The sequence below is a fragment of the Geofilum rubicundum JCM 15548 genome, assembly GCF_000974365.1.
Classification (GTDB): domain Bacteria; phylum Bacteroidota; class Bacteroidia; order Bacteroidales; family Marinilabiliaceae; genus Geofilum; species Geofilum rubicundum.
In genome coordinates, this window is sequence record NZ_BAZW01000014.1 from 17,164 (window position 1) to 41,258 (window position 24,095).

Sequence of the window (24,095 nt, forward strand, 5' to 3'; positions counted from 1 at the left end):
CTTTTTAGAAGTTATTTCCCAGTGTCTCGTTCCAAAAGTGCTGTTTTGAAAGCCTCCTGGTGGGCCTCTGAAAAACTGCCGAAATCAAACACGGCCACACCCGAAGCGCCTGCCTCCAATGAATAATCGATGGCTTTTTTCAGATCTTCCCCGCTCAGCTCCGGCAGATAGAGTCCTGCAAAGAGTGGCACTTTTCCCCTGGTGTCGGTAATGCCTTTCTGTACCGCATATTTGACCCATTCAACCGGTTTGTTATAAAAATTTTGGTAAATCATGGGAAATACCGCATCCAGATGCCATTCGTCCCAGCTTTGTCTGCAAATGGTGCGGGCCAGTTCCGGGTAAGGGAAAACGGCAGCGGTAATGAGTTTGTTTTTTTGGTGGACCTCCTTCGACAGTCGGTTGACCAGCCTGGTCACACTGTCGTAGCGGTATTGGCGCCATTCTAAAAGGGCGGTCGGGTCTTCCACTGTTTGTATATCAATACCGGAAGTCTTTTTAAACTTTTCGCGACAGGTGGCGCAGTAGCAGAAATCGAATTCCGGATATTCCTTGTCCTGCACCAGATTGTAAACCGGTTGTAGCGCTTCAGGCAGGATCACATCGGAATAGCGGACGTAGTCGAGATGAACTCCTTTTAGTCCGGGAATCCCGCACAACTCCGTCACCTGTTTAAGTATGTGCTGGTACACCTCCTCCTTGGAGGGACATACCCATTGGTAGTAGTTGACGTATGGGCGGACATCGAAGCAGGAGTTGCCATCCGACTGACCGCGTACCAATCGGGGTGTTTCAGTGCTTCCTCATCGCCGCTGCGGTTCAGCGTCCACATCCAGGCATGGACATCCATGCCGTGCTTGTCGGCCATCGGAATGATGCGGCTCAGCATGGGCCGACCGCCCCCGATGAGAATGCCGGTGATGCCGGCTGACTTTAAAGTCAGAAGTATGTTCTCCCATTCTTCATCCGTCCGTTCCATATTGGCATGAAACCACATCCAGTTAGGGGGCAGTTCAGCGCCATTGTTGGATGCGCACGATGTTAACCAGGGCGCCGTTGCTGCACCCAGCAGACCCAGACCTAATAGTCCGCTGGTCTTTAAAAAAGTCCGTTTATCCATTAGTGGTAGATTTTTGATTGTGGTCGGTCCTCAGGCTTACTTCCAAACTGCTTGTTGGGTTGTGGGCCCATTTCAAAGACCAGTGCTCCTCCTTGCATGATGTCACTGTGTTTGATATAGCTCTTGGAGTAGGCTTGTCCGTTCAGGGTGACCGATTGGATATAAATATTTTCAGAAGAATTATTCCTGGCAGTAATGCGGAAGGTCTGACCCTTGTCGACCATTATTTCTGCGGAGTCAACTGCCGGACTGCCCAACACATAGATGCCGGCTGCCGGGTTCACCGGGTACATGCCCATGGCCGAGAGTACGTACCAGGCCGACATCTGACCGCAATCTTCATTGCCGGAAAGACCGTCGGGTGCATCGTGGTACATTGTTTTTAAAACCTCCCGGGTTTTTTCAGCCGTTTTCCATTGCTCTCCCGCATAGGCATAAAGATAGGCCACATGGTGACTGGGCTCATTGCCATGGGCATATTGACCAATGAGTCCGGTGATATCCGGAGAGGCTTCTCCCTCCAGTGTGGAGTCAATGGTGAATAGACTGTCCAGTTTAGTGGTAAAGGATACTTCTCCGCCCAATAGGGCTATCAGTCCCTCAACATCCTGTGGCACCAACCACAGGTACTGCCAGGCATTGCCCTCACAGTAGTCGTCGTCGCGGTGACTGGAATGGAAGGGACTAAAAGGGGTGCGCCATTCTCCATTGCTGAGTTGGCCCCTCATAAAGCGCGTCTCTTCATCGTAATAGAGTTGATAGGCGGCCGCTCTTTTCATAAAATAGCTGTAGTCCTCCTCATGTCCCAGGTCTTTGGCCATTTGGGCAATGCACCAGTCGTCAATGGCATATTCCATGGCTTTGGCCACGGATTCGATTTCTTTTTCAGCAGGAATGTAAGTCAGGTTTTTGTGAAAAGAAAGGCCCGATTCATCGCGCATGGCAGAGGCCTTAATGGCCTCATAGGCCAGTTGAACGTCATAATCCCGGTAGCCCTTAAAATAAGCATCCACAATTACGGGAACCGCATGGTAACCCACCATGGTGTTGGTCTCGCAGCCCATCAGGTGCCAGACCGGCAGTTTTCCTTGCTGCTGGTAAATGGCCAGCATGGATTGGATCATATCCGTGATGCGTTCCGATTGGGTAATGGTAAACAGCGGGTGCAACGCCCGGTAGGTGTCCCACAACGAGAAAACGGTGTAATTGTCATAGCCCGGATCGGTATGCACTTGCTTGTCGGTTCCCAAATAAGAACGGTCACTGTTGTTATATAAGGAAGGGGCAATCATGGTGTGATAAAGTCCGGTATAAAAGATGCGCTGGACCGATAAGTCATCGGTACTTATTTTTATTTTAGAAAGTTCCTTGTTCCACGCGTTTTGGACATCGGTCAGCACCGTGTTAAAGTCCCAGTGGTCCAACTCAGCCCCCATGTTCTTGTAAGCATCTTCAGTAGAAGTGGGTGAGAGAGCTACTTTGACCAGCAGCTCACCGGGACCTTCAAAGGTGATAATGGCCGTCTGGTTTTTGGTATTGTGTCGTGACGTCAGGGTTTCGTTTTTGATGTATTCAATTGAGGCAATCGGTTTCGAAAATTCCATGTGGTAATAAACCCTTTGGTCATTGGCCCAGCCTGTGGAATAGCGGTAGCCATTGATCGAAGATGGCCCTTGTTGTTCAATAGCGCCATCTGTGAATCGATCCCAACCTGTGCCGGTGATCATATCAATGATTAAGCGGGAGTTGCCCTTTTGCTTAAAGTTGTATTTATGGAGGCCAACCCTTTGGGTAGCTGTCAATTCAGCATCCACATCAATTTCCTTTAGCACTACCTTATAGTACCCCGGCTGGATCATTTCATCGGCATGTGAGAACTTGGTGGTCCAGTTCTGATACCAAATACTTTCCTTCTCGGGCTGGTATTGATCAGAAATGGGCATGATAAGAATGTCGCACAAGTCCCCAATGCCCGTGCCACTTAAATGGGTGTGGGTGAAACCGGAAAGAATGGAATCGGAATAGTGATAACCGGAGCACCAATCCCAACCCTGGGTAGGGTTGGTAGGTCCCGGCTGTACCATGCCAAAGGGTGCCGATGCGCCCACAAATACATGTCCGTGTCCCCCCGACCCGATATGGGGATCTACATATTGCAAAGGGTTGAAGTCCTTAACGGTTTTTCCCTGGCCGCAGGCCGATAAGAGCAGAATTGTCAGTGTCAGTAATGATCCAATGATGGTCTTGTCTCTGTTCATGTGAGTCTGTTTTATTTTAGTTATTGGCTTTCACAGTGCGGTGTTTAAAGGTTTTGCTCATGGTTTTGAGCATCCGATCCCCAGAGCGTAAATATATAACTTTTAACTAATAAATCATTTCTTTAATAAAATTATTGCAAAAGTCTTGTTTGTTAAAATAAAATATTAGAGCTTTACACCGATGTTAGGTGATAATATTCGATTAATATCTTATGAAGCCAAAAAAACTACATAATTCTTTAATTTCCAGACTGGAAGGACTTGACCGTAAAGAGTATTTGTTGGCTGTTAAGATGATCAAATTCTTATATTTTAACGGAGCCAAACCTATTGCCAGTTTGTGTAAGGGTTTGAAAGTGAGCGTTCCAAAAGGTGTTTTGCTCATCAATCAATTGTTAGAGCTTGGAGTTCTGGAAAAGAAAGGATTTGGGGAGTCTAACGGGGGAAGAAGGCCTGAATTGTATGGCATGGCCAAAGAGAGTTTCTATGTGTTGGCCATAAGTATGGATATCTACCAAACCCGGATGGCTTTTTTTAATTGCTCTAATGAGAAGATGACAGAAACCCATGTTTTTGAGATAGAGCTCAACAATGAAATGGAAACGCTTAAATCTCTTTTGTTGAATATTGAGGCTTATTTCCAGACCACCAACATTGATCGAAAAGATGTTTTGGGGGTGGGCTTAAGTGTTCCCGGTCTGGTTAATTCCGAGAAGGGTATCAATCATACTTACTTAAATTTTGGGGAAAAGGGCTTACGACAACTGCTGCATGAACAACTTCAGCTTCCCGTTTTTATTGAGAATGATGCCAATGCCATTGCTTTAGCCATGCGGCGGTCCGGCGTTGCCAGAGATAAAGAAAATGTGCTTGTTCTTTATTTGGATTGGGGAATTGGATTGGGGTTGATATTAGAAGGGAAGCTATACAGAGGAGCGACAGGTTTTGCAGGCGAATTCAGTCATATACCCATTGAAGAAGAAGGTGAATTATGCCTATGTGGCAAGACAGGGTGTTTGCAAACCGTGGCTGCCGGAACCGCTTTGGTGAAACTCGCTCAGAAAGGCATATTGGATGGCCAGCACACCATGATGACTTCCCTGCATAATAAGAATATAAATAAATTAAGCGTCAAAGATGTGGTTGACGCAGCACTAAATGGGGATCAATTTGCGATTAGTCTGTTCTCCAAAGTGGGCGAGCGTTTGGGAAAGGGGATTGCCGTTTTAATTCAATTGGTCAACCCGGAAATGATTGTGCTTGGTGGTCAAATGGCCCGAGCCGATCAACTTTTGACTACGCCTATTCAACAAGCGGTTAATACCTACACCATGTCCCAGATAAGAGAACGAACAATTGTTGCCGTTTCAAATTCTGACAGTGACACGGGTTTATATGGCGCCATGGCTGTCGTCATGGAAGATATATTCACACTTTTTGTAAACACCAAATAAATACAGTAACGACCGAACCAACTTAACGAACTATTTTTTAACCAAAAATGAATGCCTATGTAACTTATAAAAATCCCTGAATGTGAAAAAATGAATGCGTAAAAAAGTATTGTGAGTGATTTAATTTTTTTAATAAAAATGTGCAATTATGAACCTCAAAAAACAGACATCCTTTTTGGTCATGCTATTGTTTTTAGCATGGTCGGGCGTTTACGCCAATGTTGAGGTGGGAGATTCTAATCCTTCCTCAAAAGCAGGGGCAGCTGCTGAGCTCTTGATGCAAGAACAGCAAACTGTTACAGGAGTAGTTACCGACAACGAAGGTGTTCCTATGCCGGGGGTTACCGTGGCAGTTCAGGGAACCTCGATTGGTGCGATTACCAATATTGATGGTCGCTACACCCTGTCGGTACCCGAAGGGGCTTTATTAAATTTTTCTTTTATCGGTTTTGTTACCGAGACCCTGCCCGCAGAAGGCCGTTCTATCATCGACATTATGTTGATTCCGGATATCCTTGAAATGGAGGAAGTCGTGGTGACCGCTTTGGGTATCAGACGTGAGACCAAGGCTCTTGGTTATGCGATGTCGGAGGTGGCAGGTGAGGAACTGGCTTCGGTGAATACTGTGAATGTGATGCAGGCCTTACAGGGTAAATCTGCTGGTTTAAGTGTTGGCCTGTCTGACGGTAGCGTGTTTGGTAACACTAAAATCCAGTTACGTGGTGTTTCGGTCATGAACCAGGACAACAACAATCCGATTTTTGTCATCGATGGTGTAATCCTTGACAACTCTATCTCTAATGCTTCTGCCGACTGGGATGCTTCATCCAACGACTTTGGCAACATGATCAAGAACCTGAACCCCGATGATTTTGAGTCGGTATCAGTATTGAAAGGAGCTGCTTCTACGGCGCTTTATGGATCCAGAGGTATCAATGGGGCCATTGTTATTACCACCAAAAGTGGAGAGGGTCGCCAGGGTATTGGTGTTCGTGTTTCTCAATCATTGGGTATTGATCATGTTTACAGACAGCCCGACATCCAGTATGAATTCGGTCCGGGTGCTTTGGCCGGATATACCAGCTATGGCGAGCAGGATGGTGGCGGAAACTATTATCGCTTCTCCACCAATCAGTTGTATCTGAACAGCGATGGCGTGCCTACCAAACGGAATCATCCTTGGGCCTGGTCCGGATATGGACCCCGTTTCGATGATCGCGCGATGGTTGACTATGACGGGGAAATGACCACTTACAGCGCTGCAAAAGATCATTTTAAGGAGGCTTTCGATTTGGGGGTCAACTCCAATACATCGGTAGCCATTACTGGCGGTTCTGACAAAGGATCTTTTTATCTGTCAAACTCTTACAATAAGCGCAAGGGGGTATTGCCCAACAATGAATTCACCCGAAATGCTACCCAGCTTAGCAGCACTTATGAGTTGACCAGCTGGTTGCGTGCCGATGCTTCCGTTTCTTTCAGTACATCTGTTTCAAAGAATCCCCGGAACGACATTGGTGAGAATTTCCTTTCGGGAAACATTCCTAACTGGTACGACACTGACAAGTGGAGTCAGCGTGAGGTATGGCAAGCGTCTCATGGCGGCACACCCCGCACTGCCTATGGCGATAAATATGCCTATGTGCCCATGACTGGCTTGTGGTTTAACTACAACATGAATGAGAATGTGCGTAACGAGTATGTGACGCGGCCTGTAGTCCGGCTGACGGCGGATTTGGCCGACTGGGTTTCAGTAACTGCCGAAGGTAATATGAACTATTTTACTGCTGACCATGAAAACAAAGAATTGGGTCAGGGTTATGCCAATGAGGGTGGTTACTATTCTTTGGGCAACGAAAAGGATGTGAGCCGCACTGGAAAACTGGTATTCAATTTGAAAAAGGATTTCAATGAGGACTTGTCTACCGGTCTTATTCTTGGTGGTGAGCTTTGGGATCAGGAGCGTACTTATTCTCGAGTATGGACCAACGGCGGTCTGGTTGTTCCCGGACAGTTTTTTGTAGGGAATTCCAAAGAGACACGCGGGTCTGAGGCCAGAGTGTCTGGTACCAAGCAGATCAATTCCTTGTATTTCATGGCCAATGTGGGCTGGAAAAATCAATTGTTCCTGGATGCTACTGGTCGTAACGACTGGTCTTCTGCTCTGGTTTATACCAACGGAACCGGAAACTTTTCTTATTTCTACCCCTCGGTGAGCGCTTCCTGGGTTTTTACCGAGTCGCTTGAAATGCCTTATTGGTTCACCTTTGGTAAGCTGCGTGCTTCCTGGGCCCAGGTAGGTAACGATACCGCTCCTTATTTCATAAACAGGGGTTACGCGCTGAACTCTTATGAATTGGCCAGCGGTTTTGCTTATGGTAACGCCATGGCTGATTCGAGTGTCGATCCCGACATCAAGCCGGAAAGAAAAAAATCCATTGAATTAGGTCTGGATGCCCGACTTTTCAACGGACGGGTTAATTTTGACTTTGCCTGGTACGACGAAACCATTGAGGATCAGATCGGTCAGGTGCCACTTCCTGAAGAGAGCGGATTGAATGGAGGTTTGATCACCAATGTGGGATCTCTGGTAAACACTGGTATCGAAGTATCATTAGGCGTAACACCTATTAAAAATCGCAATTTTGACTGGACCAGTACTTTCAACTACTGGAACAATAAGACAACAGTTGAGAATTTGCACGAAAGCTACGGTGAATTCCGTCGTTTGGACGGGGATTTTAACTATGGTAATTTCCGGATTGCTTCTGTAGCCTATAATGGTGGTGAGTATGGCGTGTTGATGAGTGATAGTAAGCCTAAGGTATGGCAGTCTGAAGATCCCAACGACCCACGAAACGGTATGAAGGTGTTGGCTTACAGTGGTAACGCCAGGGCCGCCTACTATGCCCGCAGCATGGAAGTAGAGCAAGTAGGTAAATTGCAGCCTGATTTTGAAGGATCATGGGCCAACGATTTCCGTTATAAAAACTGGACCATGTCGGTACTGCTTGACGCGCGTTTTGGTGGCCATATGGCTTCCTATAGTAACCGCTACGGTACAGCCTATGGTTGGTTGGAGACCTCTTTAAAAGGACGAGAGGGGCATGGTGGTGTTACCTGGACTTCTCAGTATGCCGATCGTGCGGGACAAACCTTCCATGACGGTGTGATTCCCGATGGTGTTTTTGCGGAAGGAACAACAGTGGCTTCGCCAGGCGGCACAAATGTTAATGTGGGTGGAATGACTTTCCAGGAAGCCCTTGATGCCGGTCATGTAGAGCCTTCACACGCTTCCGGACATAATTATTTCAGTAATTCCTGGGGGCAGGGTACGGTAAACGACGACTGGTTCTCAGAAGTTAAGTACGTTGCGCTGAGAAACATTTCTTTGGGTTACAACCTGCCCAGAAATATAGCCCAGCAAATTCGGGCACAAAATGTGCATTTGTCCGTGAACGCCAGAAACCTGGCTTATCTGTACAACTCTCTTCCCAATAATCTGCATCCTGAAAGTTTCAGGGGTACAGCGAGTAGCACAGGTTATAGAGAGCGTTCTTTTACGCCCTATACCGCGACTTATACATTTAGTGTGTCAGTTGATTTTTAATATTAAAAATAAAGGAATATGAAAAATATTGCTAAAATCTTATTCGCCTTGATGCTTGCCTTTAGCTGGGGTTGCGATAAGGATGATTTTGCAGAGCTGAATACCGACCCTTCGGTGATTTCCAATCCGGATCTTCGTTTTTCTGCTGCCAAGGCCATTGAAGCTATGTATAACAATGATTATACGAACTGGTTTTACGACAATTTTCAATATATCTATCCCTGGACCCAGGTAACCACCACGCAGGGTGGTAACGGTCATCAATTCAATGTGATGGGTGCCTGGGGTGGCGGTCAGGGACTGTACAGGGATTTGATGCGCCAGACCCGTGATATTCAGCACAGGATTGATAATATGCCTGCTGAGGAGGCTGCTACCTTTCAGGCGCTTAAAGCCATCACCTATGCTATTCAGATTCAGCCGGCTATGACCAAGACTGATTTGTTTGGATCCATTTATTATTCCGAAGCAGCCTTAGGACCATTCACCAATTTATTGACGCCTAAAATGGACAGTGAAGAGGAACTGTTTAATCTTTGGTTGGAGGAGTTGGATTGGGCTTTGGATGTTCTGGAAGATACCGAGGGACAGTTTACCTTAGGAAATCAGGACTTAGTTTATGGAGGTGATTACGGCAAATGGGCCAAGTTCTGTAACTTGCTTAAGCTAAAAATTGCTGCTCGTCTTGTTCAGGCTAATACTACCAAGGCTTTGGCTGTTGCTCAGGAAGTGGCCAATTCACCTGTTGGTTATATGGACGAATTGAGTGATGACTTTGTTTATCATCGTGGAACAAAATGGTATGGGACCGGTAATGCCTTGTGGATTGGTTATGGCAACCGTGATTTGTTGGAGTTTCTGGTGGACAATAAAGACCCGCGTGTACGTTTCCATTTTGAGAAGAACTCTTTCAATGGGGAAGTGGTACAGGCATTTTTGGATGCAGAGGTGGATCTACCCCCTTATGTAGAGCCATTTGTTGTGTTGGATGCGGAAGGTGATTTTGCCGGTTGGAGCGGACCGGGTGAGCCTTGGGTTCGTTATCATGGAGCACCTCTTTCACCAGATGCTTTGAACGAAGCAGCCAATGATATTTATTTCAGACAGGGTGATAAGTTTAAGGTTGCTGTTGGCGGCGTGGAGAAATCTTATGCAGGTACTTCTTTGTTTAATCAGAAGATTACCCGCACCAGCTACAACTACACTTATCCTACTAAACCTGGTGGGCGGGTAATAGAGCTGAAAGATAATGCTCCCGGTTTGCAGGTGATTTTAGGCTCTGCTGCTGAAACAAATCTGTATCTTGCAGAGTTTAAATTGTTGGGCGCTAATTTGCCCAAGACTGCCCAGGAGTATTTTAACCTGGGGGTTGAGTTCTCGGTACGTCGTGCCGATGCTTTGGCTGCCAATAACCAGTTACCTTACTATGAAATGGATCCGGTATATCCTGTAGAAGAGCAGGAAGCTGCAGGTGTAAAACTGCGTGCAGGTGAAATCGCAGCCCTTTTGGAGCGGCCCATAAGTGATTTGACAACTGATGGATTGGAAAAGGTTTATATACAGCAGTATATTAATTTCATGAATACACCTGGTGATTTGTGGACTACTGTTCGTCGTTCAGGTGTGCCCATGAGAAACAGTACCTATCTGGCATGGCAACCAGTCCTTTCTTCTGGAAGGGACATGGTGATGCCCCGTCGCTTTGTGGTGCAGGCCCCTACCGAGGATGATCTGAACTTTGCCAATGCAAAAGCGGGCATTGATGCTCAGGGATTCACCACCGGAGTGAATGATCCGCAGACGCTGAACACCGAGCGCTTATGGTTCGATAAAAACAGCCCGAACTACGGCGAGGGTCCAAGTAATTAATTAGTATTGTTTAACGCATAAGGGCACTCCTAACAGGTGCCCTTATGCTTTTTATTGAGGTTATGAAACGAGCATGAGAGTAATTTCTCACAAAGGGAAGATGATTTTCTCGGCGAGTTCCATCTGATAAATAAAAAACAAAAAATAAACAGATGAAATTTATTTTATTTATTGCCGTCTGGATGCTGGGGCAAATGATTTGTGCTCAAGCCATCTATGAAGATGAGCGTTATGTGCCTGAAACGGATCCTGTGGTGCTTCAAAAACTGGAGCAGTGGCAGGATTTGAAATTTGGCTTATTAATGCATTGGGGCCACTACAGCCAATGGGGCATTGTGGAATCCTGGAGTATTTGTGCCGAAGATGAGGATTGGTGTCGCCGGCCGCACGAAGATTATGTGGCTTATAAAGAGGCGTATCATAATTTGCAGAAAACTTTTGATCCGGTTAGTTTTGATCCTGAAAAGTGGGCGCTGGCAGCTGAAAATGCCGGTATGAAGTATGTTGTATTTACTACCAAACATCACGATGGTTTCAGCATGTTTGATAGTAAATACACCGACTATAAAGTGACATCACCCGATTGTCCTTTTCATACCAACCCTAAAGCCAATATTACCAAAGAGGTGTTTGATGCATTCAGGGCAAAGGGCTTATGGGCCGGGGCTTATTTTTCGAAGCCCGACTGGCACAATGAGAATTACTGGTGGTCTAATTTTGCAACGCCCGACCGTAACGTGAATTACGATCCGGAGGCTTACCCTGAAAGATGGGAGAATTTTGTTCAGTTTACCCACAACCAGATTATGGAGTTGATGACCGACTATGGGGATGTCGATATTCTCTGGCTGGATGGTGGTTGGGTGGCCAAAAAATCGCCCGAGTTTATTAGAGAATGGTATGGCAGGAAGATGGAAAACAATACTTCCGGTTTTATAAAGGCGCAGATTGTTAACCAGGACATACGTATGGATGAACTGGTGGACAAAGCGCGTGAAAAGCAACCTGGGTTGATAGTAGTTGATCGGGCTGTGCATGGGAAAAATCAGAACTACTTAACGCCTGAAAACCGGGTGCCAGAGCATTCTCTTCCCTATCCCTGGGAGTCTTGCATTATTTCTGGCGGAGGCTGGTCTCACACGCCCGATGCCACTTACATGTCCGGACGCGAAGGGGTCCATCTTTTGGTAGATATTGTGGCCAAAGGCGGTAATCTCTTGCTCAATGTGGCTCCCGGTCCCGATGGCACCTGGCAGCAAGGGGCCTATGATTTGCTCGAAGAGATGGGGGAATGGATGCAGGTGAACAGTGAAGCGATTTATGAAACCCGCGCTATTGCTCCTTTTAAGATTGGCAACGTCGCTTTAACTCAAAAAAACAATAGGGAGATTTATTGTATTTATATGGCAGATGAAGGGGAATCCCGTATGCCATCCAAAATAGTGGTGCCGCAAATCCAACCTGTACCGGGTGCCAAAGTAAGCCTGTTGGGCTCAGATGTGGCGCTTAAATGGAAGCCTCAGGGTGATGGCTTTGTGATTGATATTCCGGCTGGTTTAAGAAAGTCCCCACCTTCAAGGTATGCCTGGAGTTTTAAAGTATCTGAAATAGAGTAATATTTTTGGCGGTAACAGAATTCGTTTTACAAACGGAGAATGTTCCCTATTTCATGGAAAAAAGAAGCACCCTCCGAAAACGCATTAAACTTGTTGTCATTGATCCTGATGACTTAGGCACTGTCCCCAACTAATAATAGTTGACCAGAACAGTTGATGGAAGTGGATTTACCTGTTAAAATTAAATATATGCGGATTTTATTGATCGCTTTGGCAGTCGGTTTTTTTTCTACGGCAGCTGCACAGACAGATTTTAAGTATAAAAACCCTCAGCTTTCTGCGGAGGAGCGGGTGGCGGACCTTTTACAACATATGACCATCCAGGAAAAGGCCGGACAGTTGTTGAGTCCCTTTGGCTGGGAAATGTGGGTGAAGGTGAATGGTGAAGTAGCACCCTCAGAAAAATTTAAGGGTTTGGTGGCTGAGCACCATATTGGGATGCTTTGGGGGACTTACCGGGCTGACCCATGGACGGAGAAAACGCTGGAGACAGGATTGAATCCTGCCCTGGCCGCAGAAACGGGCAATGCCATACAAAAGTATGTGATGGAGCATACCCGATTGGGCATTCCCATCTTCCTGGCAGAGGAAGCACCGCATGGTCACATGGCCATCGGTACGACGGTCTTCCCGACCGGAATTGGTCTGGCCTCTACCTGGTCGCCCCAGCTCATTGAGGAGATGGGGGCAGTGGTTGCCAAAGAGGTTAGTCTTCAAGGAGGTCACATTGCTTATGGTCCCGTGCTGGACCTGGTCAGGGATCCCCGCTGGTCGCGGGTGGAAGAGACCTATGGTGAGGATCCCGTTTTGAGTGGAGCCATGGGCGCTGCCCTGGTACGCGGCATGGGTGCCGGTGATCTGGATAGGGAATACAGTGTTATCTCCACCCTGAAGCACTTTCTGGCTTATGGTTCTCCAGAAGGGGGCCGGAATGGCGGACCTGCCATGGTTGGCACGCGCGACTTACATACCAACTTCCTGCATCCCTTTCGGGAAGCGGTTCAGGCCGGAGCACTTTCTGTGATGACGGCCTATAACTCTATTGATGGCATTCCCTGTACTTCGAACGATTATTTATTGACCGAAGTGTTGCGCAATCAATGGGGTTTTGATGGTTTTGTGGTGTCTGACTTGTTCAGTATTGAAGGATTGCGCAGCAATCATTATGTGGCCGAAACCATTCGTGAAGCTTCCGAAATGGCGATAAAGGCTGGTGTGGATGTGGACTTGGGAGGAAATGCTTTTCGGCAGCTGGTCGATGCCGTGGAAGCGGGTAGTCTGGACATCGCCGTCTTAGACACGGCCGTGAGCCGTGTCCTGCGCCTGAAATTCGAAATGGGCTTGTTTGAAAATCCTTATGTGGAGGCCGACAAAGCGCAGCGGGAAGTGCGCACACCCGAGCACATTCAATTGGCTTTGAAGGCGGCTCAGTCTTCCATCGTCTTACTCGAAAATAAAAATAATTTGTTGCCCCTGAATCCCAAAAAGATGAAGAAGGTAGCCGTTATAGGACCCAATGCCCACAACCGGTATAACATGCTGGGCGATTATACCGCCCCTCAGGAAGCCTCTAACATTGTTACGGTTTTAGAAGGCGTACAGACCAAATTGGGTGCTAAAAACGTGGATTATGTGCGGGGCTGTGCCATTCGTGATACCAGTTGGAACGAAATAGCCCGGGCCGTTGAAGTTGCTAAAAAGGCAGATGTGGCCATTGTGGTGGTCGGTGGTTCCAGTGCCAGAGATTTTGAAACCAGTTACATGGAGACGGGAGCAGCCGTTACCCGTGAGGATTATGTGAGTGATATGGATGCTGGTGAGGGATTTGACCGCGCTACGCTTGAATTGCTGGGCTTTCAAATGAAGCTGCTGAAGGCGGTTGAAGCAACGGGTACGCCCGTTGTGGTGGTCTATATTCAGGGGCGCCCCATGGATATGAACTGGGCTGCTCAACATGCAGAGGCTTTGCTTACCGCCTGGTATCCCGGTCAGCAAGGCGGCCAGGCCATTGCCGATGTGCTGTTTGGCGACTATAACCCTGCTGGTCGACTGCCGGTGACGGTGGTTCGCAGTGCTGGACAATTGCCCCTCTACTATAACCGTTTGGCGCCAGTGGGGCATGCCTATGTGGACATGCCGCTAACGCCTTTGTATAGCTTTGGCTATGGCAAAAGTTACACGCAATTTGAGTATGGCGACTTAACAGTAAATGAGGTTGGATCTCTGCGTTATGAAGTTTCTTTCGACTTGAAAAACGTAGGGAGTGTTGATGGAGAGGAAGTGGCGCAGCTCTATATGAGAAAGCAGTTTGCCTCTTCGGTGCAGCCGCTTAAGCAATTGAAGCATTTTGAGCGGGTGTTCCTGAAAAAAGGGGAAGTCAAACGGGTGACTTTTACAGTGAGCCATGAAGATCTTTTTATCGTGGACGCTCAAATGAGACGTGTGATAGAACCAGGCAAATTTAAACTTATGATTGGAGCTTCTTCTGACGCCATTAAACTGGAAGCAGAAATTGAAGTCGTGAAGTAAGGTCAGGAGGCGCATATCAGGTCATTTGTTTTTCAACGAGGTATAAGTAATACGGATTTATATGAAGTCGAGATTAGTTTTATCATCAGTAGTTTTTGCCCTGTTTCTGGCGGGGTGTCAATCTCCAGTGGCCGATACGGCGATGGAGCATCTGACCCAATATGTGGATCCTTATATTGGAACCGGTGAGCACGGGCATGTTTTTATGGGGGCCAATGTGCCTTATGGCTTTGTTCAGCTAGGGCCTACTCAGCACAGTGAGGGGTGGGACTGGTGCTCGGGTTACCATTACTCGGACTCCACCATTATCGGGTTCGGGCATTTACATTTGAGTGGGACAGGGATTGGCGACCTGGGGGATGTGGCCTTTATGCCATTATGGGGGATGTAGCCACCACAAGAGGAGAGCTGCCGGACGAGGCTACAGGCATTTATTCCTATTTTGACAGGGCCACTGAGGTCGCCAAAGCCGGCTATTACTCTGTGGTTTTGGATCGCTTTGGTATTCAGGCTGAGCTCACGGCCACTCCGAGAGCCGGTTTTCATAAATATACTTTTCCAAAAGGGGAGCAGCCCGGCCTATTGATTGATTTGGAGCATGGAATCGGTTGGGACAGGACCATCGATGCTTATATTGTTATGGAAAACGACACGGTGGTCTCGGGTTACCGACGGTCATCCGGATGGGCCAAAGATCAGGTGGTGTATTTTACCGCCATTTTTTCTAAACCGGTGAAGATCTTTAAAGTGTTCGACGGTCTCGAACAAAAAGAGGGCCAGTCCTTAAAAGCCCGAAAGCTTTATGGGCAGGCTGTGTTTGAAGATGACCTTCAGGAGCCTGTTTTGGTCAAAGCCGGATTTTCTGCAGTCAGCCGTGATAATGCACTGGAAAATTTGCTGACCGAATTGCCCGGATGGGATTTTGAAGGGACGGCCATCGCTGCCGACCAATCATGGAATGAGCAACTCAATAAAATTGTGATTCAAACCGCTGATGTGGCGGCCAAACGGACTTTCTACACAGGACTCTACCATACCATGATTGCGCCTTCGCTGTTTCATGATGTCAACGGGGATTACCGGGGTGCCGACTATCAGGTACACAACGATACGTCGTACACGAATTATACGACTTTTTCATTGTGGGATACCTATCGGGCGGCTCAACCATTGATGACGCTCATTCATCCTGAGATGGTGCCCGATGTGGCCCAGACCATGATCAATATCTATCAGCAACAAGGCAAATTGCCAGTATGGCATCTGATGGGCAATGAGACCGATTGCATGGTTGGCAATCCTGGCATTCCCGTCCTCGCCGATATCGTACTTAAAGGTTACAAGGTGGATGAACAGGCCGCTTATGAAGCCATGAAGCAATCTGCTATGCTGGATGAGCGTGGATTGGATTTGTACAAGGAGCATGGATTCATTCCCTTCGACAAGCATGTGGAGCGCGAATCGGTGGCCATGGGATTGGAGTACGCTTTGGCCGATTGGTCCCTGGCGCAAGTGGCTAAAAAGCTCGGCTTTTACGAAGATCACTCTTATTTCCTGGAGCGCAGCAATGCCTACCTCTACTATTTTGACAGCACTTCCGGCTTTATTCGGGGACGCTCTTCGGAGGGCGCCTTTCGTGCCGATTTCAATCCCTTCAAATCCGTACATATGGGCGATGACTTTTGTGAGGGCAACGCCTGGCAATACCTGTGGCTGGTGCCACAGGATGTCGATGGTCTGGTTAAACTGCTGGGCGGAAAAGATGCCTTTGTGGCCAAACTGGATACCTTGTTTGTGGCTGAAGGGGATATGGGTGAAGCGGCTTCGAGCGATATCACCGGACTCATTGGGCAATATGCCCATGGTAATGAGCCCGGTCACCATATTCCCTATCTGTATGCGATGGTGGGTGAACCCGGGAAAACGGCCGATGTTGTGCACGAGATTTTAACAACGATGTATGACGATACGCCCGAAGGTTTAAGCGGTAACGAGGATGTCGGTCAAATGTCGGCCTGGTACATTCTTTCTTCTATGGGCTTTTACCCCGTTGAACCTGCCGGTGGTCAGTACATCTTTGGTCGTCCCATGTTTGATGAGGTCGCCCTGCGCGTTAAGGGAAATAAAATATTCCACATTGTAGCCCACAATAATAGTTCCGCGAATAAATACATTCAACGGATTGTTTTAAATGGAGTGGATCATCCATCTGTGTCTATTTCCCATGAAGCCATTGAACGGGGAGGAAAGCTTGAATTTTATATGGGCGACACCCCGGTTCATTATTTTGAATAGCGGGAGTAATTTAGGAACAAAACAAGGGATTTTTTCTCTGTGTGTACGTGCACACTTTTTGCCCGTTTTTCTTTTTTTATTGTTTTTAATGTGTTAGATTTGTTGAGTCGATTTTTGTATGATTGTGTCTTTGCCCTGTAATATAGTACGTTGTGTTTTGTTTACAAGGTGTGACGGCAAAGCTGTATGGGGTAGTTGACTTTTAAGAGCTGAAATAAACCAATAACTTAAAGAGATGGATAACAGTATATTAAAAAGTCATCTTGAAAAGGTGGCAACTGGTGTGTTCGATAACCGTGATGAAGGATCGGTTTATGTGGCACAGCAAATAGCTTCACTGATTAAAGAAAAGAACAAACTTAACAAGCCTACCCTTCTTGGTCTGGCCACCGGTAGTACACCTCTTTTGGTCTATAAAGAGCTGATAAGAATACACCGCGAAGAGGGCTTGACCTTTAAAAATGTGATTACTTTTAATTTGGATGAGTATTTTCCAATGGCGCCTGAAGACAGTCATAGCTATCATATGTTTATGTGGGAAAGTTTTTTCGCGCACATTGATATTGACAGCAGTAATGTTCATATCCCAAAAGGGACCCTGTCTCTACAGGAAGTGGAGGCCTATTGTTTGGCGTACGACAGCAAAATCCAATCCTTGGGGGGGCTGGATATTCAGGTGCTTGGTATTGGTCGCTCAGGCCACATTGGGTTCAACGAACCGGGATCCTTGCCTACGGACAGAACGCGTCTGGTTAATCTGAATAGAATTACAATTGATGATGCTTCCCAGGATTTCGGCGGAGCTGAGAATGTACCAACAAAGGCCATTACAATGGGGGTTAAGACCATTCTTCAGGCCAAAAGGATATTTCTGCTGGCCTGGGGAAATGGTAAAGCAGATGTTGTGCGACAGGCTGCTGAGGGAGCAATGACTGCTGATGTGCCGGCCTCCTTTCTTCAACAGCACAGCGATTGCCTGTTTGTTTTGGATACGATGGCGGCTTCCCGCCTAAGTCGCTTTGAAACGCCCTGGCTCATTGGGGAGTGTGAGTGGGACAGCAAAATGCAAAAAAAAGCCATCATATGGTTATCGAAGCAATCGGGCAAACCCATTTTAAAATTGACGGAATCGGATTATAAAACATGGGGCTTAAATGCTTTGCTTAAGAAGTTTGGAAGTGCTTATGATTTAAATATTGAAACCCACAACATTCTGCAACAGACCATTACCGGGTGGCCTGGCGGTAAGCCCGGCAGTGATGATAAGACGCGGCCGGAGCGTTCTGAGCCTTTTCCCAAAAGGGTGTTGGTGTTTAGTCCCCACCCCGACGATGATGTGATTTCTATGGGCGGAACCCTTATTCGATTGGCAGAGCAGAAACATGAGGTGCATGTGGCTTACCAGACTTCAGGAAATATTGCGGTGTTTGATGATGATGCCCTCAGATTTACTGATTTTGCTAAGGCTTTTGCCCATAAGTTTGGTGTTTCTGTGGATCAGTTTGATGCACTTCACAAAGATATTACCAGTCATTTGGTCGCGAATTCCGGAAATGGTAACGCCTATGATAAGGTGTTGTCGGTCAAAGGTTTGATTCGTCAGGGAGAGGCGACTGCAGCTTGCCGTTACAGTGGGGTTAAAGAAGAAAATATTCACTTTCTGGATCTGCCCTTTTATGAAACCGGGAATGTGAAAAAGAAACCCCTTTCTTCTGCAGATGTGGATATTATTGTAGATTTGTTGCGCAGGGTTCAACCGCATCAGATATTTGCTGCCGGTGATCTGCAAGACCCGCACGGAACGCATGCGGTTTGCCTTAAAGCCATATTTGAAGCCTTAAAAGTGGTCAAGTCCGATGACTGGGCCAGCGATTGCTGGGTCTGGTTGTACCGGGGAGCTTGGCAGGAATGGGATATTGAAGACATTGAAATGGCCGTTCCTATTAGTCCCGATGAACTGATGAAAAAGCGAAAAGCCATTTTTAAGCATCAGTCTCAAAAAGATGAACCTGTGTTTCCGGGGAAAGATAAACGCGAATTCTGGCAAAGGGCAGAAGATCGGAATCGAGCGACTGCCCGCTGTATGATCAGTTAGGCCTTACAGAGTACGAGGCTATTGAAGCTTTTAAGCGGTATGTGTTTTAATAATAGATTGTTAGGTGTTAGATGAAAGTGAATAACTTAAATATTTTATGATATGAACGGGCAACCTACAACAACGAAAAGAGCCAGCTATTATTTTTTTCCCATTGTGATATTGGGAACCATGTTTTTTGCCATTGGTTTTGCCCTTGGCATCAACAGTTACCTGATTCCTCTTTTAAATCAGGCACTCGAAATATCTTCCGCTGAATCTTATCTGGTTCTGGCAGCTACTTTTAGTGCCTTTTTAATTTTCGGCTATCCCGCCTCTCTGGTGATTGGGAAAATTGGCTACAAAAAAACAATGGCCTTGTCCTTTCTTTTGTTCTCCATTGGTTTCTTTCTTTACATTCCGTCGGCTAAAATGGAAAGTCTGACCCTTTTTCTGGTGGCGTCATTTATCAGTGGCATGGGTAATACTTTTTTACAGGCAACGGTTAATCCCTATGTGACCATTCTGGGACCCATCGAAAGTGCTGCCAAAAGGATGAGTATCATGGGTATCGCCAATAAATTGGCCTGGCCCATTGCCCCCATGTTTTTAGCCTTGGTTATTGGTAAGAGTGTTAATGAAGTTAGTCTGGCCGATACCCGGCTTCCCTTTATGATCATTATCGGAGTATTCCTTTTATTGGGCGTGTTGGCGCTTTTGGCGCCCCTGCCTGAGGTGAAAGCTACCGGCGAAGATGAAGACAGCGTGGACGATTGTCCCTATGCCGCCAAAAAGACCTCTGTCTGGCAATTTCCGCACCTTCTTTTAGGTGTTTTGGCCTTGTTTTTATATGTGGGTGCTGAAACCATTTCGTTGGGAACGCTGGTTGACTATGCCGAAAGTCTTAATTTGCCCAATCCTGAGTATTACGCATGGATTGCGCCAGTGGGAATGGTGTTTGGCTACGTGGCAGGAATTGTGTTGATTCCTAAATACTTAAGTCAATCCAATGCGCTGCTGATTGTTTCGGTAATTGCCATTGTGGGCTCGCTTATGGTGGTACTAACACCTCCTGAGATGTCTATCTATTTTGTTGTTTTTATGGCTTTGGGGTGTTCTTTGATGTGGCCGGCCATATGGCCCTTGGCCATGACAGATTTGGGGCGTTTTACCAAAGCCGGTAGCTCTCTGATGGTGATTGCCATTGTGGGTGGAGCCTTGATACCAACCTTATACGGATTTGTGAAGGATGCCTTTGGTGCTCAGAATGCTTATTGGGTGACGGTCCCCATTTTCCTATATATTTTGTATTATGCCCTCAAAGGGCATAAAGTCAGGGTCTGATTTTAACTGGTATTTTATCTGAAAAACTAAAAGGTGAGTCATCCATCCAAGGAAAATATTGGTGGGGTAACCCGGATTAAGGACATTGCTGAGAAAGCGGGTGTCTCAACAGGCACGGTTGACCGGGTTATTCATAATCGCGGGAAAGTGTCACCCCAAGTACGTGACCGGGTTTTGCAGGTCATCAGTGAGCTCAATTATGAGCCCAACGTTTTGGCCCGGGCACTGGTTTCCAGGCGCAATTACCGTTTGGCGGCGCTAATTCCTGATCCTGGGTATGATGAGTATTGGGAGGCGCCCTCCAAAGGGGTAGATGAGGCTCAGGAACAGCTTCGCCCATATGGCGTGGAGGTGAGGAAGCACCTGTTTGATCAGAACGACGTGGAGTCTTTCAAAGCAGCGGCTGAGAGCTTGTCTGACGTGGGCTATAATGGCATTGTTGTGGCCCCTCTTTTTTACAGAGAATCTTTGTCTTATATGCGGCGATGGAGTCAGGAGGGTATTCCGTTCAATCTCTTTAATACACATATTCCGGATTATAAGCCTTTGGCCTATATTGGGCAAGACTCCTACCAGAGTGGTTTACTGGCCGGTAAATTGATGCACTTTGGCAGCAAAGGAGGAGGCACTTGTCTTATTGCACACGTCGATGAGGATGTTCCCAACTCCTCCCACCTGATAAAAAAGGAACAGGGATTTATGGACTATTTTCAGGAGAAAGGTCTGTCGGATTTTAAAACCATTTCTATTGACCTGAAAGGCTATGGGGATGAAATCTCCTTTCATAAGCAATTGGATGTGACTTTTGAAAAGTATCCTGATATACTTGGTTTTTTTGTCACCAACTCCCGGGCTTATGCTATAGCCGCCTACCTTCAGAAGCGGGCACTTAAGAACATTCTTCTTGTGGGCTATGATTTGCTGCAAAAGAATATCGCTTACCTGAATGAGGGCCTCATTCATTTTTTAATCAATCAAAACCCAAAGGGCCAAGGGTTTTACGGGGTGCAAATGATGGCCGATCACCTGCTTTTTAACAAGCAGGTGGAGCCCATTCGCTATCTTCCGCTGGACATCATTACCAAAGAGAATGTACAATATTATATATGACCTATCTTTTTGTTCCGTTTTCTGGGACTTGGTTTATCTGCTCAAAGAATAATAATTTGTTTAGAATCATTTTATTTAAATATTTTTTCTTTTCTTTGTTGGACAAATTAAGTGGAGGGATTTGGCCGATTGCAACCACTCAAAAAAAGTGCTAAAACGCGTCTTTTAGCTTATCGACATCCAAATTCCCTTTTTTGTTTAACAATACTTTGTGCTTAAAGGTGCAGAGTGACTAATGGTACTTCATTATGGGATATTTGTTTACCTCAGAATCTGTGTCAGAAGGACACCCGGATAAGGTGGCCGACCAGATTTCTGATGCAGTTCTGGACGAACTGCTTCGTCAGGACGCTCATTCACGGGTGGCTTGTGAAACGCTGGTTTCTACCGGTTTGGTGGTAGTGAGCGGTGAAATCAAAACCAACGGTTATGCGGCCGTTCAGCAAGTGGCACGCCGGGTTATTGAGCGTATAGGCTATACCAAAGCCGAGTATATGTTCGACTCCGGTTCATGTGGGGTTTTATCGGCACTGCATGAACAGTCGGAAGACATTAACCGGGGCGTCGACCGTGAATCGGAAGAAACCCAGGGGGCCGGAGACCAGGGAATGATGTTTGGCTACGCCTGTAGAGATACGGAAGAGTTTATGCCGCTGGCTTTGCAACTGTCTCATTTATTGTTGATAGAGTTGGCCGCTATTCGCCGTGAAGGAAAAGAGATGACCTACCTGCGCCCCGATTCAAAATCGCAGGTGACTCTTGAGTATAGCGACGACAACCAGCCGGTTCGCGTGCACACCATTGTGGTGTCCACCCAGCACGATCCTTTCGATGCCGATGCGCCCATGCTGGCCAAAATCAAGGAAGATGTGCAGAACATCCTGATTCCACGGGTTAAAAAGAAATTAAATACCTCGATTGCCGGCCTGTTTGCGGACTATATTTTGCATGTAAATCCCACAGGAAAATTTGTGATTGGTGGTCCCCATGGCGATACCGGCTTGACCGGACGAAAAATCATTGTGGATACCTACGGTGGAAAGGGAGCGCATGGTGGCGGTGCTTTTTCGGGCAAAGACAGCTCAAAGGTGGACCGCTCGGCGGCTTATGCTGCCCGACATATGGCCAAAAACATGGTGGCTGCCGGTCTGGCCGATGAGGTGTTGGTGCAGTTGGCTTATGCCATAGGCGTGGCCCAGCCGGTAGGTGTCTATGTCAACACCTACGGCACCGCAAAAGTTGGTCTTCACGATGGCGAGATTGCGAAGCGCATTGAAAAGTTGTTTGACTTGCGTCCGGGTATGATTATTCGGCGTTTGGGACTTAAGAATCCTATTTTTGAACCCACAGCAGCCTATGGCCACATGGGGCGTGCGCCATATACCGACAAGGTGGTGTTTATCGAGAATGGGCAGGAAGTGGAAAAGGAAGTAGAATTTTTCACCTGGGAAAAGCTGGATTACGTGGAGGCCATTCAAAAAGCTTTTGATTTATAGTCATGCTTATTTGAGAAACGTAGGTCTGGTTAAAGCGCTTTACCCGGGCATAGATGACTTATTTGATAATAAAAAGCCGGCTTAGCCGGCTTTTTTTATTCCACGTCTGATTCAATCAAAAAAAATCATAAATTAGTGCCATTAATAATGATTTTAAAACCCTATGAAACAGCTTTTACTAACTGTCGATTATGAATTGTTCTTTGGTGACGATGCCGGAACGGTGGAGAACTGCATGATCCGTCCCGTGAAGCGACTCATGGAAATTCTTGAAGTTTATGGTGGTAAAATGACCGTATTTTGGGACATCCTTCATTATTACCGACTCAAAGAACTCGAGGGGGAAGTGGCTGATTTGCGCTTTGACCGGGAGTTGATTGAAAAGCAGATTCATACGCTGCTTGCTCGGGGCCATGATGTGCAAATGCACATCCATCCGCATTGGCTGGATGCCCGCTGGGAGAATAAAAAATGGCGGTTTACCTACAACCGTTTTTCCCTTCACCGACTCTGGGATGAGGGCGATGCCGATAGCATTGAAACCATCATGGGTTGTATCACCCAAAGCCGCCAGTTGATGGAGGAGGTTTGCAGGGCCGCTCAACCCGACTATAAGGTACGTGCCTTCAGAGCCGGTGGGTACCGGGTGGAGCCATTTGACCGATTGGCAGAATCCCTGAGGGTTAATGGTATTAAAGTGGATGCTTCTGCCGCTTTTGGCATGAAAAGTTATGAACCCCAATATCCCTTTGACTTTAGCCGTTTACCGACTTACTTGCATTACCGCTTCGATTCTTCTGTTTTAAGACACAGTGATGAGGGTTATTTTTGGGAGTTTCCCAAAGAAAGCGTTAAGGTGCCCGGATATATTCGATTCTTCTTTTATTTTCTTCAGAACTTTGTCTATGTGGGCAAGGGCTCCTACGGTGATGGTAAACGCCTGCATTTCACCAAAAGGGAGCAGTCCGGTCACTGGTGGTCACAAATAGGTTCCCGCTATTATCGGTTAACCCCCGAAGGGATGGACCCGATACGGTGGCGATATCTGGTAAGGAAGGCCCGTCCTCTCGCACAAGTCGTGTTGCATTCCAAAAACATGAGCCCTTTTACCGTCGACATGCTCCAGGCATCTATGAAAAAGAAGGAAGTGGGTTTTATGTCTCTTCTGCAACGAATCAGACAGTTGCCTGTGTATGACGACTTAAAAACATAAACCGTTTCTTGATGGGGATAATCAGCAATTTCGTCAAAGATCCGGGCAGGGGGCATCAGAAAAAGGCCCTAAATTCGTAACTTGGCACTCTTAATGGTCGATAAAGG

The 24,095-nt window shown here is 46.8% G+C and carries 12 protein-coding genes and 2 pseudogenes; 11 read left to right on the forward strand and 3 right to left on the reverse strand.

What is annotated here, in order from left to right; genetic code table 11:
• Positions 1-11 precede the first annotated feature (11 nt).
• Genes JCM15548_RS08650 through JCM15548_RS08660 form a run of 3 tightly spaced genes read right to left on the reverse strand, consistent with a single transcriptional unit; the run spans position 12 to position 3,378 of the window.
• Positions 12-782, reverse strand: a complete 771-nt coding sequence (locus JCM15548_RS08650) for a glycoside hydrolase family protein (RefSeq protein WP_162198199.1) — start codon at positions 780-782, stop codon at positions 12-14.
• Positions 665-1,120, reverse strand: coding sequence for a hypothetical protein (locus JCM15548_RS08655; protein WP_062124432.1), 456 nt, complete (start codon positions 1,118-1,120; stop codon positions 665-667). Before JCM15548_RS08655 ends, JCM15548_RS08650 begins: the two co-directional genes overlap by 118 nt.
• Positions 1,120-3,378 carry a GH92 family glycosyl hydrolase gene (locus JCM15548_RS08660; RefSeq protein WP_062124434.1) on the reverse strand — a complete coding sequence of 753 codons (2,259 nt, stop codon included), beginning with the start codon at positions 3,376-3,378 and terminating at the stop codon, positions 1,120-1,122. The genes JCM15548_RS08655 and JCM15548_RS08660 overlap by 1 nt, the downstream gene beginning before the upstream one ends.
• Positions 3,379-3,590: 212 nt before the next feature.
• Between JCM15548_RS08660 and JCM15548_RS08665 the strand changes: the two genes are divergently transcribed.
• From JCM15548_RS08665 to JCM15548_RS08715, 11 genes and pseudogenes are all read left to right on the forward strand, one after another.
• Entirely contained in the window at positions 3,591-4,832 is a 1,242-nt protein-coding gene (locus tag JCM15548_RS08665; protein ID WP_062124436.1) for an ROK family protein, read from the forward strand.
• Between the two features lie 148 nt (positions 4,833-4,980).
• Positions 4,981-8,442 carry a SusC/RagA family TonB-linked outer membrane protein gene (locus JCM15548_RS08670; RefSeq protein ID WP_062124438.1) on the forward strand — a complete coding sequence of 1,154 codons (3,462 nt, stop codon included), beginning with the start codon at positions 4,981-4,983 and terminating at the stop codon, positions 8,440-8,442.
• 18 nt (positions 8,443-8,460) lie between these two features.
• Positions 8,461-10,311, forward strand: a complete 1,851-nt coding sequence (locus JCM15548_RS08675) for a SusD/RagB family nutrient-binding outer membrane lipoprotein (RefSeq protein ID WP_062124440.1) — start codon at positions 8,461-8,463, stop codon at positions 10,309-10,311.
• A gap of 152 nt (positions 10,312-10,463) precedes the next feature.
• Positions 10,464-11,927 (forward strand): alpha-L-fucosidase, encoded by a 1,464-nt coding sequence (locus JCM15548_RS08680; RefSeq protein WP_062124443.1) that lies wholly within the window; start codon positions 10,464-10,466, stop codon positions 11,925-11,927.
• 189 nt (positions 11,928-12,116) lie between these two features.
• A complete protein-coding gene (locus JCM15548_RS08685) occupies positions 12,117-14,456 on the forward strand; it encodes a glycoside hydrolase family 3 N-terminal domain-containing protein (RefSeq protein ID WP_062124486.1) in 2,340 nt (779 codons plus the stop codon).
• Between the two features lie 205 nt (positions 14,457-14,661).
• Positions 14,662-16,751 (forward strand): annotated as a pseudogene (locus tag JCM15548_RS08690) (GH92 family glycosyl hydrolase).
• A 235-nt stretch (positions 16,752-16,986) separates the two neighbouring features.
• Positions 16,987-18,896 (forward strand): annotated as a pseudogene (gene nagB, locus JCM15548_RS08695) (glucosamine-6-phosphate deaminase).
• 52 nt (positions 18,897-18,948) lie between these two features.
• Positions 18,949-20,169, forward strand: a complete 1,221-nt coding sequence (gene gluP, locus JCM15548_RS08700; protein WP_227625621.1) for a glucose/galactose MFS transporter — start codon at positions 18,949-18,951, stop codon at positions 20,167-20,169.
• A 33-nt stretch (positions 20,170-20,202) separates the two neighbouring features.
• Entirely contained in the window at positions 20,203-21,279 is a 1,077-nt protein-coding gene (locus tag JCM15548_RS08705) for a LacI family DNA-binding transcriptional regulator (RefSeq protein ID WP_227625622.1), read from the forward strand.
• 248 nt (positions 21,280-21,527) lie between these two features.
• On the forward strand, positions 21,528-22,775 hold the full coding sequence (metK, locus tag JCM15548_RS08710; RefSeq protein WP_062124445.1) for a methionine adenosyltransferase: 1,248 nt from the start codon (positions 21,528-21,530) through the stop codon (positions 22,773-22,775).
• A 163-nt stretch (positions 22,776-22,938) separates the two neighbouring features.
• The gene (locus JCM15548_RS08715) at positions 22,939-23,988 is read left to right on the forward strand and encodes a polysaccharide deacetylase family protein (protein WP_062124447.1); all 1,050 of its coding nucleotides are present in this window, start codon (positions 22,939-22,941) and stop codon (positions 23,986-23,988) included.
• Positions 23,989-24,095 lie beyond the last annotated feature (107 nt).